The following is a 16,517-nucleotide window of genomic DNA, read 5'->3' as shown; positions in this document are numbered from 1 at the left end:
CCTACCTAATGATTATTCACAAATATGGAAACACCTAAAACCATTTGTGTAAAGTTATTTCTGGTTCTGGAAAAGTGAAACCAAGAGAGATGTACAAATTAAAAACAAGAGTGTTATGAGAAGATATACTCGTGCTAATTTTTTTAACACCACAATCCTTCAAATAAGCTAATAAAGCACCCCAAACAAATTTCGACAATCTCTTTCCTATATAATTAGGCATTAAGCCCACTAGCGATAGAAAACACTCACTTGGTTCTGGATATTCGACTATAAAAAAGGCCAAGATATCATCGGTTTTAGTACTAACGCATTTGAGAATCGATTGACACTCGTTATCAAATGCATTCATAACCCAGTTGTAATACCTTATGTTTGCCAGTTTATCTTCCACGTTAGGATCTTGATGATATCTACCGAAGGAAAATATTGCCCCCGCAGCTTCAGCGATTCTAATTGAATCGCCAATATTAGCCTCTTTTAGTAGAAACTTTTCCTGAGTATTCAAATGAGCAATATCTTTAAGAATAAGAAATGGTCTGTAGCTAGCTTCGATATACTGATAACCATGATTTTCGAAGAAGTTAATTGCTTTCAAATCAGACTGTGGAATGCGCAGACCTAGCAGCTCGACTCCTTTCTTATACAACTCAGACTCAAACTCATGATATTCATGCAGTGTAGTATCTGAAATAATAAACCTGCTAATCTTTGCATTATAAACTTGTTTATTAAACAATTGGGAATCAGATTCTAATTTATAGTAACCGATGTCCATACTTCTATTCGAGTAATTATTCATGTTCAAAACCACGCATAATCACTTTATCACTTCCAACTCATAATACACTTCTTCAAACCCACCAATATAGTACACTAGTAGACGCTCAAAAATGTCCTGCATTAATGAAGAAGAGTTTACAATTTTGTTGACAATGTGATTTATGAATAATGGCATTTTTTGGAGGGCTACACCGTTTCTTACACCTTCATAAAGATAGTAATGCAATCTAACTTTTTTAACCACAAAGTTAGTTTTAAATCCATATATGTTGTTTGCATCACCTCTGAAGTGAATAAAAGAGTTTTTTACAAAAAACCGTTTATGCGTGGGATCTGCCCAGGCTGTAGAGCAACTAGTGGGGTGAGGGCAGCGAATGTAAATTTTCGCACCATTCTGACATATCCTATAAATTTCATGCATCATCCCTATAAAATCATCGACATGCTCCATTACATGGTAACAGTGAACCTCTTCAACATCACTTTCTTCAAAGGGATAAGGAAAACTATTAAGATCATGCACGATATCCACTGACTCTTGTTTAACTATATCGACTCCTAGGGTCCCTTCAATCTTATATCGGCCACAGCCTAAATCCAACTTTTTGCCCATTAAATATGGCTCCTACTACAATTAAACTAGTTCAAAAAATGCTATTTTTAATTTGTTTTACTTTATTCTCAAAAACCAAATAGAGGTTTACCAGAAGTATTATCACCATTAAATTCCTCACAAGTAACGACATTTTCAATGATGATAAGTCTTTGCCATAGAAGAGAAATACATATCCTACCACAATAGCTAAAAGTATCAGCAATGGTTTTTGGTAAGTATAGTTCCTCTTAGCAAGAAAATAACTAAAAAATATACTATTCACACTTAGCAATGTCATCGATAGAGATAATACTTGAAAAACATCCTTCGAAGCTAAATATCTATGTCCAAATAGAAGAGTTATGATTTGCTCGGGAAAGAGATAAGATAATGAAACAACCAGTCCACCAGTTACAAGAGCCATTAATGAAGATGAAAAAAGCACCTTCAAGCCACTTTCTCCCTGATTCAGCGTCTTGGTTACCAGCGCATACATCACCCCTCCTAATGCACCTGATACAAAGTATGCTATTTTCGATAAATTTGATGCTACAGAATATTCAGCAGCCACTATAGGATCAAAAAAGTGCTTGGCTAGTACAATATCACCCGTAATCAATATGCCTACGATCATAAAATTCAGCCCAATAGGAACGCTTCTGGAAGCGTATCTCTTCAAGCGAGTAAAACTAAGAACATTATTAAAATCAAACACTATATTGCTTCGAATAATCCTCCCCAGAAAGAATATAGATAGTACTGTCGCTATTCCTTCAGCAATTAAAACAGTATTAACCTCAACCCCCACAGAATTAAACAGCAAAAATACCAGCGCAAGTTTCCCAATGCTAAGCACAAGCCCTTGGAGTTGTACTTCCTTATATTTATGATATCCCTGTCCATAGCCAATCGGAACCTGTAACAAAAGACTAAAACAAAGGCAGCATGCGTACAGTCTTACAGGCCACAAACTGTTTAAATGTAAAAATGCTGATAAACTATCTGAAAAAAGGAGCATTCCGAGAAGGACGGCACCACTTATCACAATTACCAAATTACTTAACCTGGAACCATTTAGCTTTCGATCATCAGAACTGACACTCATGTCGTTGAGCACCAAAACGTAGATGGAAGGAATCACTGCAGCAAAGGAAAGAAACATAATCCCGAGAGAAGTTACTGAAGTGACTGTAGCAAACTCTTCTTTAGACAGACTCCTAGATACATATATCATGAGGGCATAATTTAATACATTTGTTACGTTGGAAATCCCTATAAGCATCACTCCAACTTTAAAAATATTCAATGTTTCTCACCAAGAGTATAATTCAAAAAATTTAACAGCATCACCAATTCATAACATATAAAACAACAGTTTAATAACTATTTAAGAAGCATCATCCATATTTTTTTAATATTTCTTGCTAAGTTAGGGGATAGGCGTTTGATTGCTCCAAAAGCAACCATTCTGGATATAACTATAAGCTCCTCTTTTTTTAGCATTCTAAACAAAGTAGCCCTTTCCTTCGGAGAAAGTTGAATACTACTTTCTACAGCCCTTCTATAAGCATCATAAGATCTTCTGCATATCTCTACTTCCCTCTTATTGAATAGTTCCCCCTCACGTAAGCCTTCTGATGATGGCAACAGATTTGCGTGGAAAAGTACATCAGGAACAATTGATAGGTTGCCCTTCGCAAGTAAGCGAAATTCAACTGGTAACTCAGCCCATGTAATATTTGATCGTTCAGGCAAGCCTACAAATACTTCATCAAAGGCTTCTCGGAGAGTCGAAATTCTATGGATACCCCATAAGATCTTCGATTTCCCTTGATAGTCAGGTTGACGCACGTAATTACTCATACGTTCAAAAGGAGTACCTCCTGGGATATCAAAAAGATATTGAGTAAAGTCTGTTTTAATCACAGGCTCTTTCATTCGATCTACAACATCGTATCCGGATACTACAAATATTGAACCTTTTTCAGAGGTTAATTTATCCATTAAAGCTTCGATGTAATTAGGCTCAAGCTCATCATCATCAGCTGCCCACATAAAATAATCAGCTGTAGCCTTCCCTAGTACAAACTTAAAGTTTCCTATTGAACCAATATTTGTTTCTTGTTGAAAAAACCTTATTCTATTATCAGAACTTTGAAACTTACTAACTATTTTTTTAACTTCTTCCGAACGTTCGGATTTATTATCCGACACAATCACTTCAATATTCTCATACGTCTGATTTAGAATCAGCTCTATTGCAGAAGATAGCTCTTCAGGCCGATTATAAGTCGGAATCCCAACACTAACTAAGTCTTTTTCTATATTTGACATTCTTTACCTTTATTTGTTGTTATAAAGCTTATTATATAGGCTAAAGTTATCTTTTATAAGCATATCTTTTAACGTGCGATCACCCTCAATATCATACTCGGCAAAATGAAATACAGGTATACGCATTTTATAATACGCAGTGAGGTACCGTTGGAAAAACAGTCTCACATATGCATGCTTCTCAGCCTGACCAGGAGAAAAAATGTTATCACTGAGCCTCCCGCATAGCTTCGTAAAAAACTCTGTTCTGGAGATAGTGCATGACAGTGAAAACTGCTCGTGAAAGTCTCTCCTCCATTGCCGCCTGGATATAAACAAGTCATCGCATTCTTCAAGCTTTTCTCCTGTGACGACTTGGTTACCTTCATACCATGGCTTGGGAGCAGGATTTTGGGAAGAAAACCACTCCATTCCCCGACACACCATTTTTATCTGATCAATATTATGTTTTCTGCAATTATTAATAACATCTGCTAGTGGGTATGGACAGATCCAGCGGAAATCATCTGGGTGGAATAAGAAATAATCATTGGTTACCTTTGATTCAATCATCTTTAAACGTTGAGAATAAGATGTCCCAGGAGCATGAACAAGCTCAATATCATATTTATCATAGTACTCTTTTTGGCGTCCCACCCTTTGTGAAGAATCGAATACTATATGTCTGATATCAACATCATTATAATGGTAAAAGCTCCCAAAAGACTCTCTTAAATATCTACTTCTATCTTGGTTATCAAAATTCACCAAAGACACAACTTCAATCATCATCAATTACCTTTGTTCCGTCATAACTTTTAAGCCTTGGCTTATAACCAAATAGAAACAGCACCTGATTAAATACTATCTTCGATGCTGCATATATAGATAATGGCGTGTGCAGAACATAAACCAACTTCCTACGCGAACAGATCAAATACAGTGTATCTACTATTGAAGGAACAATTAGCAACGCATAAGGAATAAATAAATACTTCTTAATTTTGTCAATGCTTTTTGCACGCTTGGCCATCAGTTTATCTCTCACTAAATAGCCAGCAGCCCCCACACCATCCCTATGATAGATATTATTATATATTCGCCATGAAATTTTTTTCAGATATCCCTGAATGGATTCAGAAGAGTAATGTACCAGCATATGTTTTTTACATATCCCAACTCTAGTATCCTTACTCATTAGAAAATAAAAGAGATGTGGAAGATTTTCTGCATTCTTAACATAATCAGAAAATACACTATTGAAGTAACTTCGATCGATTAGAGTTCCCATAGCAAGTAACTCTATTAGCGGTAATGGCCCTTCTTCACCAAAGTTTACTATACAGCAATCACTGTTCTCTTCCTCGATATCATATTTACTAGCCATTTCCTTGATAAAGTATTTTGGAGACTTCGATAGTCGATATATAAAAAAACTAAAAGGATCTCCATATTCGTTGATGTATTCATTAATAGCATGCTCGCCAGGGGGGTTAACATAGCCAGAGCTCAATACTACTCTCATTCCTAACCTGGTAGCACAGCTGACTTGATCTTCTATACACCGTTCATTTTCAAAAACCTCATCATGATCTAGATAAATCAAATATTTCGTTTTTGCCTTATGGAAACCTAAATATTTTGCGTATACAGGTTCCGTACGAGGGTTATCAATCACAGTATAACCTTTAGAGCGACCAAATTTAATAGTCTCATCAGTAGATCCACCATCTACCAACAGAACATCAATCATCTCCCGAGGAAAGGTTTGAGCATCGATAGCATCCGCTACTCTTGGAAGCACATGCATAGAGTTATAGGTCGCTATGACTATAGTGACTTGTTTTAATACATCACTCATTTGCTACCTTACCTTTCCAGCCAGCTCAGATAAGTGCTGCGCAATTGTTTCAGATGGGCGCTCAGTATTGAGCTTACTGTCCAATCTATAGCCATCTATATTATCAAAGAACTTGTTTATTAGTGTCTTTTCTTTATTAGAGATAATAACGTTTTTATCAAGCCCCTCAACCCTTTCCGTATGCGTTCTGAGAATCAAGCAGGGCTTTCCTAAATAATAAGACTCTTCCTGATTGCTCCCACCGTCAGTTACCATATAAGAACAAGCTGATAGTACCTTCATAAACTGAACATAAGGCTGCCGTGGAATTAAAGTCACATCTGGCGCTTTCTCCAGAATTTCAAGTAAACCTAACTCTTCCAACTTAATTCGAGTAAGCTCATGCAAGACTAGGACACAATGAGTTTTTTTGGACTCCTCGATGCACCTTTCAACGATCCACTTTACAAAGTCTGAATCAAAAAGATTTTCCTGGCGATGTACAACAAATACGAAGTAATCATGAGATTGCAACTTATCCATGAAATCCGGACTAGAGGTTTTCACTTCATTAGCTAATCTGAGAGCATCAATAAGTGTGTTCTCCTGGGTATTGACTACCTCACCTTTTACCTTACCTAAATTCCCGCAAGACCAATCGTTTGGTGCATAGTGTATACTTGCTAACCTTGAAGTAATAACCCTGTCAATTTCTTCTGGAAATGGATTCAGATAATTATATGAACGCAAGCCGGCCTCAACGTGAGCTACCTTCATTTTTAAAAGCCTACCAAGCATAGCCCCCATCACGGTTGAAACTGTATCACCATGAACGACCATAACTTCGCTACTGGTTCGTGGTAACTTTCGTAATTGATTATAACCGCGCACTAGTGTCGATATGAACCATATTATTAAACCCAGTGCTGATTGTTTATGACTGGAATTAGTAAATACAATATCTGGTCTTTCTAAATCAAATAGATCGAATAACTCAGAATGACGAATATCATTCTGACCGCTTGATATTAGACGATATTGAATTTTCTTTCTATTCAGCTCTACCATCAAGGGAAAAACTTTTATTAACTCAGCAGTAGTGCCAACAAAAACATTAATCATCTTGTTTATCTCTTTGGTTTTCTTCTTTTTCTTTATTTTTTTCGGAGAAACCTTTCTCTACAATAAATAAAGGTCTATCAACCACTTGCACGTGTATTCTTCCTATATAAATAGCTGTAAATCCGATAGCTGACAATACAATTCCCGTCAATAAGGTGTTAAACACTACAAAATAACCCATAGCGGTAAAAACTTGTGTATTTAATGCTTCAGTAATAACCATAAATAATAGTAAGGCACTCGAACAAAAAATAATAATTGTTCCAAGAATTCCGGCAGCTTTTAATGGCAAAAGAGAAAAGGATGTAAAACTATTCCAAGCTAGTCGATACAACTTCCTGAACGAATACGATACTTCGCCACTGTGACGAGATGGAGCTTCGAAATCTATATAAGCTCGGCTGAACCCCATCCATTCTATCAACCCTCTGAACATCAGTGCTTTTTCTTTAAATTTTAAAAACTCTGATACAACCTTTTTGTCTATTAATTTAAAGTCCGTTAACCCTTTAGGAATATCTACATCAGAAAATATATTCATTAACTTGTAAAATATACTTGATGCAAACTTCTTAAAAGCGGAATAGTCCTCAGCTTTTTTCCTCACTCCTGATACATTTAGGTAGCCCTCTTCCCACTTCCTCAAAAATACGGGGATTAATTCTGGCGGATGCTGAAGGTCACCATCCATAAAAATCACAGCATCTGACTCTGTGCACTCCTGCAACCCTGCAACCAGCGCTGGTTCTTTACCGAAGTTAGTAGAAAAACGTATCGCTGATATCTCTAAGTGATCACTTTTTAACTCTTTAAGCCTATCCCAGGTTGCATCTTTACTACAGTCATCCACAAACTGAATTGACCATAAGTAGCTGTCTTCCTGTGTTGCAATACCACCGAGCTTTTCAACAAGCAACTCTACATTATCTTGCTCATTATATACAGGAATAACAATGCTAACTTTTTTCTTGTTATTCTTACTCATACCTGTACCACCTGTTAAATCTACCATATTAGTCTTTGCTTGCTACAATATTTGAAAAAACAAAATATTGGATGCTTACACTAGGCAACTTAGCCTGCTCTTTAACTGCATAAACGTTCGTACGCTCGTCACTTGACACCAAACCAAACACCTCTGAGCGCTCAATCACTTCAATAACTTCGTCCATATCCTTCTTAACCGCCAGGTACCTCAATCCACCCACTACAAGGTTGTTTAATAACTGGTCATCCAGATTATTCACCGCTTCAGAGAAATCATGAATGTCATCCAGGTACTTGGTATTGTTCGAGCCAGTATAAACTTGGTTGGCGATAGGCTTCTTATGAGCAACCCTGTTATATAAATACTCATATACAGCTTCCGGTGTTGCTGTTTTCGGCGAGTGATAAGGAAGCTCCATCAGCACTCCATCTTGAAGCTCTCCAAGTTCTCTATATACATCAACAATAGGTAACGATAAGGCCGGCAACTTGCCTTTTATACTGATTTTCGAAGAGTCCGAATATGAAAGAAGCCCAACAAAACCAACAATCAGAGCAACCAACACTGCTGAGGCTATTTTATTGCTAATATTTTCCTTTATGATTACGACAAGCCACTTTAGAGACAAAGCAAGCATAACAAGCATACATATATCAAAATATAATAGTGCTCTGGTGGAGACCCTAAACATCGGGGCAATCTTATAGGTCAAAGGAACCAATGAGAACGAAAATGAAGGATGTAACGACAGACACAACATCACAACACTAGAAATAACTAGCGGACCGATCACCTGAAGATCCGCCATAATTTTTTCCTTATCCTTCAACAACACAGTATAAGTGATAACAAAAATAAAAAGCGGAATAGCTAAACCAATCCTATATGTCATCTCCCACAATTCATTCTTGAATATGTCGATATTAATAAATCGAGCGAGTATTGCATTATCTGGCTCAAAAATAGAATAGATATTAGAAATGGAAAAAATTAAGAAGGAATTCCAATCATGAACATGATGGCTTTCCGCACTCTTAGCTGCGGCCTCATTTGCACCGAAAGAAGTGAGTTTTGAGGCAATAGGTTCAAAAAGGACTGTAGGGTAAAGCAAGAGCATCAAAACAAGAAATGCACACAAGCCTATCAATAGGCTTTTGATGAGCCCCCGTATCTCGATATCTTTTACTTTAATAAGCCAAGAAACAACAAGATACGATGTGGTGAAAAATACTCCAAAGTAACCATAGTACTCATTAGTATTAAAATTAACAGCATGCAGAATTGCTAAAATTACAATGATCTTGTTATCTACCTCTTTTCCAGCTTTCATAGTGTACAGTACGACTAGAATTGGTATAAAAAACATCCCAACTCCAAAAAGATGACTATTCGAGCGGATAAGAGTCACATCAAGTGACGCAACTATCACAGAGAGGATTATGCATGCAAATTTGTTAAAATTAATGTATGAAAATAACTTGTAGCCACAAGCACAAGCAAGAACGAAACCCAGCATACCTACCACATCATATGCGGTATTAGGTTCAAATAGCCCCCCAAAGACCACATCTACAATCTTCCAAATTTGACTAAAGGGCCCAGGCTGAGCAAGCAAACCTCCATGCCTTTCAAATTGAAACATATCACTAATAAATAGGCTAGAGTCATACCCAAGTACTTGTTCAGATACAGCAAAAATACCAGCTATAGTTGCAATACCATCTCCACTATTTGCCAAAGACATAGTCTGAGAGAAAATTACGTCGCTATATCGCCAAACACCAAGTGCTATAAAGAACAAGTATATAGCTAAAGCTTCCATTCGTTTTATTGACATAAATATGCTCTAAAGGTAATTATTTTTAATATATTGACTGTTGGCACTTATACTACAAGCAACCTCTCTCATGAGAGTATCACTTGCATTTAACTCGTCACATTTCTCAGTAAGCTTTTCTATCATGTGTTTTTCCGCATCTGATACTAACGAGTCACTACTATATCCAACTTTCATATCCAAAAAATGTTCTAAAATTCTATTTGTCGTTATTTTCCAGCTAAATAAAAGTTTTCGTACCTCTGCATTTTCAAGAAGCTCTTTTTTCTTGTCGCTATTTGTCAACACGAGTTGCATTAAATCTCTTATTTCCTTAACATTCTCTGGGTCGAACATTGCGGATTCAATCCCTATCACTTCAGGTAGGCTTGATGTATTCGAGCAAATCACCGGCGCCCCACAAGTCATTGCCTCTAAAACTGGCAAGCCAAAGCCTTCATGCAATGATGGAAAAACAAACAAACTACATTTACTATATAAAACATTCAGTTCTCTATTGCTTATATAGCCAGTGTAAATAATATTACCACTACTTAGCCCGCATTTTTTTACGTATTTAGAAAGAAGCTTTTTATCTACCTCGCTATATCTTCCCACTAAAGCCAGTTTATTATTCTCAATAATACTCTCATCAAGCTTAGAGTAAGCCTCTATAAGTCTAAATAGATTTTTCCTTTCATCACAGGCACCGCTGTAAAGAATATAATGACTATTGATCCCGATTTTTTCTAAACAACGTTTTCTTTCACTTTCCTCGACATCTTCAAAGTAATCTTGGCTACAGGCTGAGGATATATTTACTACAGAGTTTGGTGATATATTTAAGTACTCAATAAACTCGCTTCTAGCACTATCAGATATTGCAAATATGATGTCAGCATTATGAAACTGATTTACCTTTCTCATATACCATTGTTTAACATTTGGAATCACCAAGTGCATGTCTGGGTTTATTAACGGGATCAAGTCATAACCAATCACGCCAACTTTATAGTTCCGTACCTTTGGTATCGAGCACGCAAACTCTTCTGAGCCACCTTCGATCAGAGATGTAATCAGTACAACGTCAGGATTCAATGCCTCTATAGCTGTGTGACGTAACTCTTCAGATAGCTTAACTCTAGTAAGGTATTCCTGCGACGATTCTACAGAACCATTTAAACCTTCAAAAAAAACGACTTTAAATTGTGTGAAGAAGTCTTCATGCTCAAAACAAAGATCTTCTATGTTTTTTTTATCAAAACGATTCAGCAATAGAATGACTTCATGGTCCGACCAATCGCTAGAAATTTGAGTTAATAGAGACTTTGTATAATGGCCAATCCCTCTATTCTTACTGCTCGACTGAAGGCTCTGCAAATCAATTACTATTTTCATTTATTTACACCCCCTTCTTAGGCACTTCATTTTTTTATATATTTTATAGGCCTCAGGATCCATGTATGCTCTTTCTACTTCAACTTCAGAAGAAAACATCAGTTTTACTTTGTTAAGTAATTTTTCCCCTAGTTTATTATCAAGGGTTTTTAAAACAACCTTCTTTAAAAAAGGAGATGTTGAAATAAGTTCAATTAAAATTCTTAGAAGTCGCTTAATAATACTCATTGTCACTCTTCAATAATTTATTTTAGTACTAAATCTAATAAGCTCTTTGCACTTTCTTTCCATGATACTCGTGGAACAAGTGCCGGTTTCGGATGAGCTCCTAAGTTATATAAAGATATCCAGTCCAGAATACATGCAGAAATAGTTTCTGGAGAGCGTTCATCAGAAAAATAATATGCTCCCTCACCAGCTACCTCTTTGAATACAGGGATATTACGCGCGATAACTGGCAGAGAGTTTTGTGCTGCCTCAACCAAAGGTAACCCGACCCCCTCACCGTATGAGGCAGCAATAAGAGCGGAAGAACTTGAGTACATTCGGTTTAAAAGCTCATCACTCACTCCCTCAAGCCAATAAAGATGATGGCTAAACTCTTCATGTGCTAATATCTTATGAGCTAATCCTTCTGACATCCAACCTTTTTTACCTACGATCACTAGGTTAATATCCTCACCTTTATTCCAGAGTAACTCAAATCCTCTTAAAACTTGCTCATGTGCCTTTCTTGGTTCTAAAGTACCCACCATCAGGAACGATTTTTTCGCTTGAATATTTGCCACAAATGAGTCGAGTTCTTGGCTAAGTTTAGCCGGAGTACTTTCTGACAGACTGACAGCGTCAGAGCCGAGTATAAAGTGATCCAACTTAGGTGACGAACCACCTACAATACCCTGCTCCTCAAGCCATTGCGCGTAATCATTCTTGACGGTTTCTGAAATGCAGATTACATGGTCCGAAGATGATATAACATCAACCCACTTTCTAAACTGGTCCGTAACCTTCGGAAAAAAATGAGGAAATCGGATAGGAAGGATGTCATACAAAATAAATTGAATATTAACTCCAATCTCCTTTAAATCTTGTAATAAGCTTGCATTTGAAGCTATAACTGTTGGTTGGAAGTCCAATCCAAGAAATATATCTCCTGCCTTAAATTTTACAGGTTCCGCGTCTGGTACATCAGATATAATCTTGGTATCACTGAAGTTCTCCTCCACAAATCGTGTAGCATGCCAATAACAGTTCTCATGCCCAAAGGAATAAATAAGTTTTAGTTTGTTCGCTACCGCAGACTCATGCCCCCAACTCCGGATTATGTTCCATACAACTCTTTGTATTCCTGTTTTAGAGTCTACATGTACAAGTTGAGATATATCTATGTATATACACTGGCGATCTTTATTTACTGCATATTCCATACAACTTTTTGCTGAAGAGACTGCGTTAAAAATTCGGCGAAATGGATAAGTGATTTTCCAAGAAAGACTATTGTAAATTAGATCCAATTCGTTTTTTTGTAATGTTAACTCTGTGTGAAGCTTGGCTATCTCTAGTTGATTTTTTTTAGTAGATTCAGGTTCCCCACTAAACGGTCGATCAGCAAACATTTCATCATAGCTTATAATCCCAAGTTCATTACCACCGTTCTTTTTTCCTACAAAGAGATATGTAGGAAGCATTCTATGTTCAACCTTTTCTTTCCCTTTAAAAAGATTAACAGAATCAACACACTTACTCTTCTCTAAGCCAGCATTTAAAAACAATTTTGTACTATTTTCAAAAGAAAGTGGAGTTATACTTTTAACTATAATACCTTGCCGATAAAAATAATCAGGATTAGCAAAGCTACATATGCAAATACCACCATCCTTCAACACTTCACTAAGTCGCTTCGATACCTGTTCAGATTCTTCATTTGAAATCCTACTAAAGCAATCAATTAGTACAATAGCTTCGAAACTATTACTGGAGTAATTATCGAGACAACTCATAATATCGGCGTAAACATCTGAGTCTACACCAGTCAGCTCAAAACACTCCGCATTTAAACCTGCTTGCGATCTAATATTACTAACGCAGTTTTCTATGTTACTATTGATGACTAACACATTTCCTATAGAGTTAGGAAATACGGATGATATAGGCTTCAAATAGATTTCATATACATCTGAAGATGAAATCGTCTTTATTTCCTCGAAATAAGCATGCGCTAACTTATTTTCTAAAACAGATAAATGGCTACTACTTTCTATGTTCATAGGTAACTTTTAGCTCTTGATCTATCCAACTATTTCCTTCGAATATGGGTTTATCTACATTAATAATGTTAAAAATCAACTCCTTATCACGCCACTCATAACAGTTATCAATATGATTTTCGCCGCTATGTAAAGCAACTGAAACACTATATGAACCAACCCCAATATTACACGCAAAGTTAAAGTTAAACTCAACCACGTCACCTTCCTCAAGGTTTGATTGTGTTTGGTTGAGGTGATAACTATTGGTTCCAAATACCACTTGCCCCAAACGGTCTTTAACTGAAAAGCCAGCTACCAACTCAGGTACAGACTTCTTTACTATTGCTTTAATTTTAATAGAGATAGGCTGGCTAACATGAACAACATCCAATTTCTCACCTGAACGACTCTCCACAGAAATACTGGATATTACAACTTCCCCTGTTCCAGAAGAAACTTTACTACTAACACTAGTTTCTTTAGCTTCAACCAGAACCTTCTCACTGTCTCGCTCGGCTAACAAAGCATTGTAATAACTCATCACGGTCTCTGGATTGCCTTCCATCTCAATAACTCCACCATTGATTAGGACGGCTCTATCGCAGATACCCTGTATTACTTGTTTATCATGAGAAACTATTAATAAAGTTGTTCCTTGCTCTCTAAAGTCTCTAATCCTCGAAAAGCTCTTATGTTGAAAGTATGTATCACCTACAGATAAAGCTTCATCGACAATTAAAATATCTGGGCGTACAGCTGTCGCAACACTAAAAGCTAATCTCATTTGCATACCACTGGAGTACACTCTTACAGGTTGATCTATATAGTCACCTATTTCCGAGAACTCTATAATCGACTCCATTTTCTCTTCTAATTGAGACTTTGAGTATCCTAAGAGCTGCCCAGCCATGTATGCATTTTGACGCCCAGTAAACTCTGGATGGAAGCCCATTCCTAGCTCTAAAAGTGCAGCAACACTTCCCGTTAGCTGGATATTTCCTTTTGTTGGGACTGTTGTTCCTGTTATCATTTTTAACAAGGTGCTCTTTCCAGCCCCATTGATTCCAACGATCCCAACGGCTTCTCCCGGTTCTATAGTAAAGTTTAAATCTTTAAGTACCCACCTATCTACGTGCCTCTTACCCAATGGTGTAAACCACTCAATTAATCTAGACCAACGGTTGGGATATATTTTGTACGCCTTCCCAACACTAGAAACCACTATTTTACCCATTAGACTTCATCCACAATTTCACCTGCATGTTTTTTAAACAAAACAAGCGCGATGCTACAAAAAAATAAGCCTAGCAAAAACACGAAAGATAAAGCGGTCCAGCTTGGCCAAGCTCCCATTACAAATAGGTTTTGGTAAGATGACATGACTATGGTCATTGGGTTCAGCCCTACGATGAACTGAATAGACTCTGGAAGAATATTTATTGGATAAACTATTGGCGTTCCCCAGAACCAAAGCTGTGTAAGAATATTAAATAGCTGGCCAACATCTCTAAAAAAGACATTAAGGACACCTAATGTTAAGCCCAACCCCATAGCGAAGGTAATTAGCACAAGAGAAATTGGTAGAACAGCTACTATTTTATATCCAGGAAAATTCCCAGATATAATAATAAACAGTAAGAAAATAGAAAATATGATAGAAAAGTTTAAAAGAGAATTTAGCGTTATTATTACAGGTAAGCACAACCGCGGAAAATTAATTTTTTTTATCAAATTAGCATGTTCTATAAACATGCCGATACTTTTCCTAGTAAGTTCGGCAAATAACCCCCATGTTACTATACCTGAACACAGATAAATACTATAACCAAATGCCCCGTCAATACCAGGGAGTTTAGCTTTCATTAACTGAGAGAAAATGACTGTATAAACTAATATCATAGATAAAGGATTTGCAATAGACCAAGCAATACCTAACATAGATCGCTGATAGTTTAACTGGAACTCTCTTTTCACACTGCCTAGGATAAACTCTCTATACAGCCATAAACTTTTTATCACATTCAAAAACATACTAAGCCTTAATATAGCTCTCTAGCAGTAAAACTTTATCGTTCACCAGTTGTTTATTTCTCTTCGACTCAATATTTAATCTTAGCAATGGCTCCGTATTTGATGTTCTTATATTGAATCTCCAATCATCAAACTCTATACTTAATCCGTCCGTTTTATCAATTTTGCCTTTCTTACCGAAATCAAATTCAATTTTACTTATTAGCTCCTTTGCGTTGGCGACTTTATAATTAATTTCACCACTGCATGGATAAGCCGTAACCTTGCTTTCAATTGCCCCTGAAAGAGATATTTCTTTTAGGGAAAGTAGCTCTGTGACTAATAGCCAAGGAATCATGCCAGAATCACAATACGCAAAATCTCTAAAGTAATGGTGAGCGCTCATTTCACCACCATAAACTGCATCTTCATCTCGCATTTTCTCTTTAATAAATGCATGACCCGTCTTAGATAAGACTGGAACACCACCTGAATTTTTTACATCTTGGATAGTACTCCATGTCAATCTTGGATCATGAATTATTTTTGCATTTGCTTCTTTTTGTAAAAATGCTTCCGCTAGCATACCAACGATGTAGTACCCCTCAATAAAGTTTCCATATTCATCGAAGAAGAAACATCTATCAAAGTCCCCATCAAAAGCGATACCGATATCAGCATTATGTTTTTTTACAGCAGCAGCAGTGTCTTCTCGACACTCTGGTAAAAGTGGATTAGGAATGCCGTTAGGGAAGTTTCCATCAGCGTCATTATGCACTTTCACTATTTCCAGAGGAACATCTAGTTTTCTAAATCTAGCTTCTAACTCATCAATTACGTGACCAGCTGCACCGTTACCCGAGTTTATTACTAACTTCATAGGTTTAATATTTTCGATAGCAACATAACCCAATAGATGATCAACATAGTCTTCCAGGATTGATATTTTCTTATAGTTCCCCTTAGTTACCGGCTCTACAAAGCAATTATTTTCTGCTAGTTCTTGAATCTCCTCTAACCCGCAATCTCTGCTTAGAGGACGAGATCCTTCCAGAACGATTTTCATACCATTGTAATCAATTGGATTATGACTGGCAGTAACCTCAACACCGCCCTGAACACCCAGATGGAAAGTAGCAAAGTAAACTTCCTCGGTACCAGATAATCCAATATCCAATACGTTTACACCGGCATCGTTCAAGCCATCAGATAATGCAAGCTTTAGCTCCTCACTGGTTAAACGAACATCACCACCTACTACGACCGTTTTTTCTTCCGTTCCACTCTTTTGTAAGAACTGACCAAAAGCTCGTCCAATTCGGTAAGCTATATCCGCACTGATTTCTTTTTCTAGCTGGCCACGAATGTCATAGGCCTTAAAACAAGTTAGTTTTTCCACTTCA

15 protein-coding genes are annotated in these 16,517 nt (G+C 36.9%); all 15 read right to left on the bottom strand.

From position 1 onward, the window contains the following. Positions 1–34 precede the first annotated feature (34 nt). The 15 genes from L3Q72_RS00910 to L3Q72_RS00840 all read right to left on the bottom strand — a co-directional run bounded on the left by L3Q72_RS00910 (position 35) and on the right by L3Q72_RS00840 (position 16,513). Positions 35–778 carry a GNAT family N-acetyltransferase gene (locus L3Q72_RS00910; RefSeq protein WP_275130830.1) on the bottom strand — a complete coding sequence of 248 codons (744 nt, stop codon included), beginning with the start codon at positions 776–778 and terminating at the stop codon, positions 35–37. A 42-nt stretch (positions 779–820) separates the two neighbouring features. Next, on the bottom strand, positions 821–1,396 hold the full coding sequence (locus tag L3Q72_RS00905; RefSeq protein ID WP_275130829.1) for a hypothetical protein: 576 nt from the start codon (positions 1,394–1,396) through the stop codon (positions 821–823). Between the two features lie 31 nt (positions 1,397–1,427). Further along, entirely contained in the window at positions 1,428–2,684 is a 1,257-nt protein-coding gene (locus tag L3Q72_RS00900) for a permease (RefSeq protein ID WP_275130828.1), read from the bottom strand. A 77-nt stretch (positions 2,685–2,761) separates the two neighbouring features. Beyond that, positions 2,762–3,712, bottom strand: coding sequence for a glycosyltransferase family 2 protein (locus L3Q72_RS00895; protein WP_275130827.1), 951 nt, complete (start codon positions 3,710–3,712; stop codon positions 2,762–2,764). 9 nt (positions 3,713–3,721) lie between these two features. Next, the gene (locus L3Q72_RS00890; RefSeq protein ID WP_275130826.1) at positions 3,722–4,483 is read right to left on the bottom strand and encodes a hypothetical protein; all 762 of its coding nucleotides are present in this window, start codon (positions 4,481–4,483) and stop codon (positions 3,722–3,724) included. After that, positions 4,473–5,552: a glycosyltransferase family 2 protein gene (locus tag L3Q72_RS00885; protein WP_275130825.1), complete on the bottom strand. Its 1,080-nt coding sequence runs from the start codon at positions 5,550–5,552 to the stop codon at positions 4,473–4,475. Before L3Q72_RS00885 ends, L3Q72_RS00890 begins: the two co-directional genes overlap by 11 nt. 3 nt (positions 5,553–5,555) lie before the next feature. Continuing rightward, the gene (locus L3Q72_RS00880; protein WP_275130824.1) at positions 5,556–6,653 is read right to left on the bottom strand and encodes a UDP-N-acetylglucosamine 2-epimerase; all 1,098 of its coding nucleotides are present in this window, start codon (positions 6,651–6,653) and stop codon (positions 5,556–5,558) included. Further along, complete coding sequence (locus L3Q72_RS00875; RefSeq protein WP_275130823.1) at positions 6,646–7,638, bottom strand: glycosyltransferase family 2 protein; 993 nt, start codon at positions 7,636–7,638, stop codon at positions 6,646–6,648. Before L3Q72_RS00875 ends, L3Q72_RS00880 begins: the two co-directional genes overlap by 8 nt. A gap of 28 nt (positions 7,639–7,666) precedes the next feature. Next, positions 7,667–9,478: a hypothetical protein gene (locus L3Q72_RS00870; protein ID WP_275130822.1), complete on the bottom strand. Its 1,812-nt coding sequence runs from the start codon at positions 9,476–9,478 to the stop codon at positions 7,667–7,669. 9 nt (positions 9,479–9,487) lie between these two features. Continuing rightward, positions 9,488–10,855, bottom strand: coding sequence for a glycosyltransferase family 1 protein (locus L3Q72_RS00865; protein WP_275130821.1), 1,368 nt, complete (start codon positions 10,853–10,855; stop codon positions 9,488–9,490). After that, entirely contained in the window at positions 10,856–11,083 is a 228-nt protein-coding gene (locus tag L3Q72_RS00860; protein ID WP_275130820.1) for a hypothetical protein, read from the bottom strand. 17 nt (positions 11,084–11,100) lie between these two features. Beyond that, positions 11,101–13,122: a glycosyltransferase family 1 protein gene (locus L3Q72_RS00855; RefSeq protein ID WP_275130819.1), complete on the bottom strand. Its 2,022-nt coding sequence runs from the start codon at positions 13,120–13,122 to the stop codon at positions 11,101–11,103. Beyond that, positions 13,106–14,338 carry an ABC transporter ATP-binding protein gene (locus tag L3Q72_RS00850; RefSeq protein ID WP_275130818.1) on the bottom strand — a complete coding sequence of 411 codons (1,233 nt, stop codon included), beginning with the start codon at positions 14,336–14,338 and terminating at the stop codon, positions 13,106–13,108. Before L3Q72_RS00850 ends, L3Q72_RS00855 begins: the two co-directional genes overlap by 17 nt. Continuing rightward, positions 14,338–15,135, bottom strand: a complete 798-nt coding sequence (locus L3Q72_RS00845) for an ABC transporter permease (protein WP_275130817.1) — start codon at positions 15,133–15,135, stop codon at positions 14,338–14,340. Before L3Q72_RS00845 ends, L3Q72_RS00850 begins: the two co-directional genes overlap by 1 nt. A gap of 1 nt (position 15,136) precedes the next feature. Next, positions 15,137–16,513 carry a phosphomannomutase CpsG gene (locus tag L3Q72_RS00840; RefSeq protein WP_275130816.1) on the bottom strand — a complete coding sequence of 459 codons (1,377 nt, stop codon included), beginning with the start codon at positions 16,511–16,513 and terminating at the stop codon, positions 15,137–15,139. Positions 16,514–16,517 lie beyond the last annotated feature (4 nt).

This window comes from Vibrio sp. JC009 (assembly GCF_029016485.1).
Lineage (GTDB): Bacteria > Pseudomonadota > Gammaproteobacteria > Enterobacterales > Vibrionaceae > Vibrio.
This window is presented reverse-complemented; position numbering and strand designations above follow the sequence as displayed.

Excerpts from the sequence above, each read along its gene's own strand:
- L3Q72_RS00910 (WP_275130830.1), bottom strand. The coding sequence starts at position 778 with ATGGACATCGGTTACTATAAATTAGAATCTGATTCCCAATTGTTTAAT.
- L3Q72_RS00905 (WP_275130829.1), bottom strand. The coding sequence starts at position 1,396 with ATGGGCAAAAAGTTGGATTTAGGCTGTGGCCGATATAAGATTGAAGGG.
- L3Q72_RS00895 (WP_275130827.1), bottom strand. The coding sequence starts at position 3,712 with ATGTCAAATATAGAAAAAGACTTAGTTAGTGTTGGGATTCCGACTTAT.
- L3Q72_RS00890 (WP_275130826.1), bottom strand. The coding sequence starts at position 4,483 with ATGATGATTGAAGTTGTGTCTTTGGTGAATTTTGATAACCAAGATAGA.
- L3Q72_RS00885 (WP_275130825.1), bottom strand. The coding sequence starts at position 5,552 with ATGAGTGATGTATTAAAACAAGTCACTATAGTCATAGCGACCTATAAC.
- L3Q72_RS00880 (WP_275130824.1), bottom strand. The coding sequence starts at position 6,653 with ATGATTAATGTTTTTGTTGGCACTACTGCTGAGTTAATAAAAGTTTTT.
- L3Q72_RS00875 (WP_275130823.1), bottom strand. The coding sequence starts at position 7,638 with ATGAGTAAGAATAACAAGAAAAAAGTTAGCATTGTTATTCCTGTATAT.
- L3Q72_RS00870 (WP_275130822.1), bottom strand. The coding sequence starts at position 9,478 with ATGTCAATAAAACGAATGGAAGCTTTAGCTATATACTTGTTCTTTATA.
- L3Q72_RS00865 (WP_275130821.1), bottom strand. The coding sequence starts at position 10,855 with ATGAAAATAGTAATTGATTTGCAGAGCCTTCAGTCGAGCAGTAAGAAT.
- L3Q72_RS00860 (WP_275130820.1), bottom strand. The coding sequence starts at position 11,083 with ATGAGTATTATTAAGCGACTTCTAAGAATTTTAATTGAACTTATTTCA.
- L3Q72_RS00855 (WP_275130819.1), bottom strand. The coding sequence starts at position 13,122 with ATGAACATAGAAAGTAGTAGCCATTTATCTGTTTTAGAAAATAAGTTA.
- L3Q72_RS00850 (WP_275130818.1), bottom strand. The coding sequence starts at position 14,338 with ATGGGTAAAATAGTGGTTTCTAGTGTTGGGAAGGCGTACAAAATATAT.
- L3Q72_RS00845 (WP_275130817.1), bottom strand. The coding sequence starts at position 15,135 with ATGTTTTTGAATGTGATAAAAAGTTTATGGCTGTATAGAGAGTTTATC.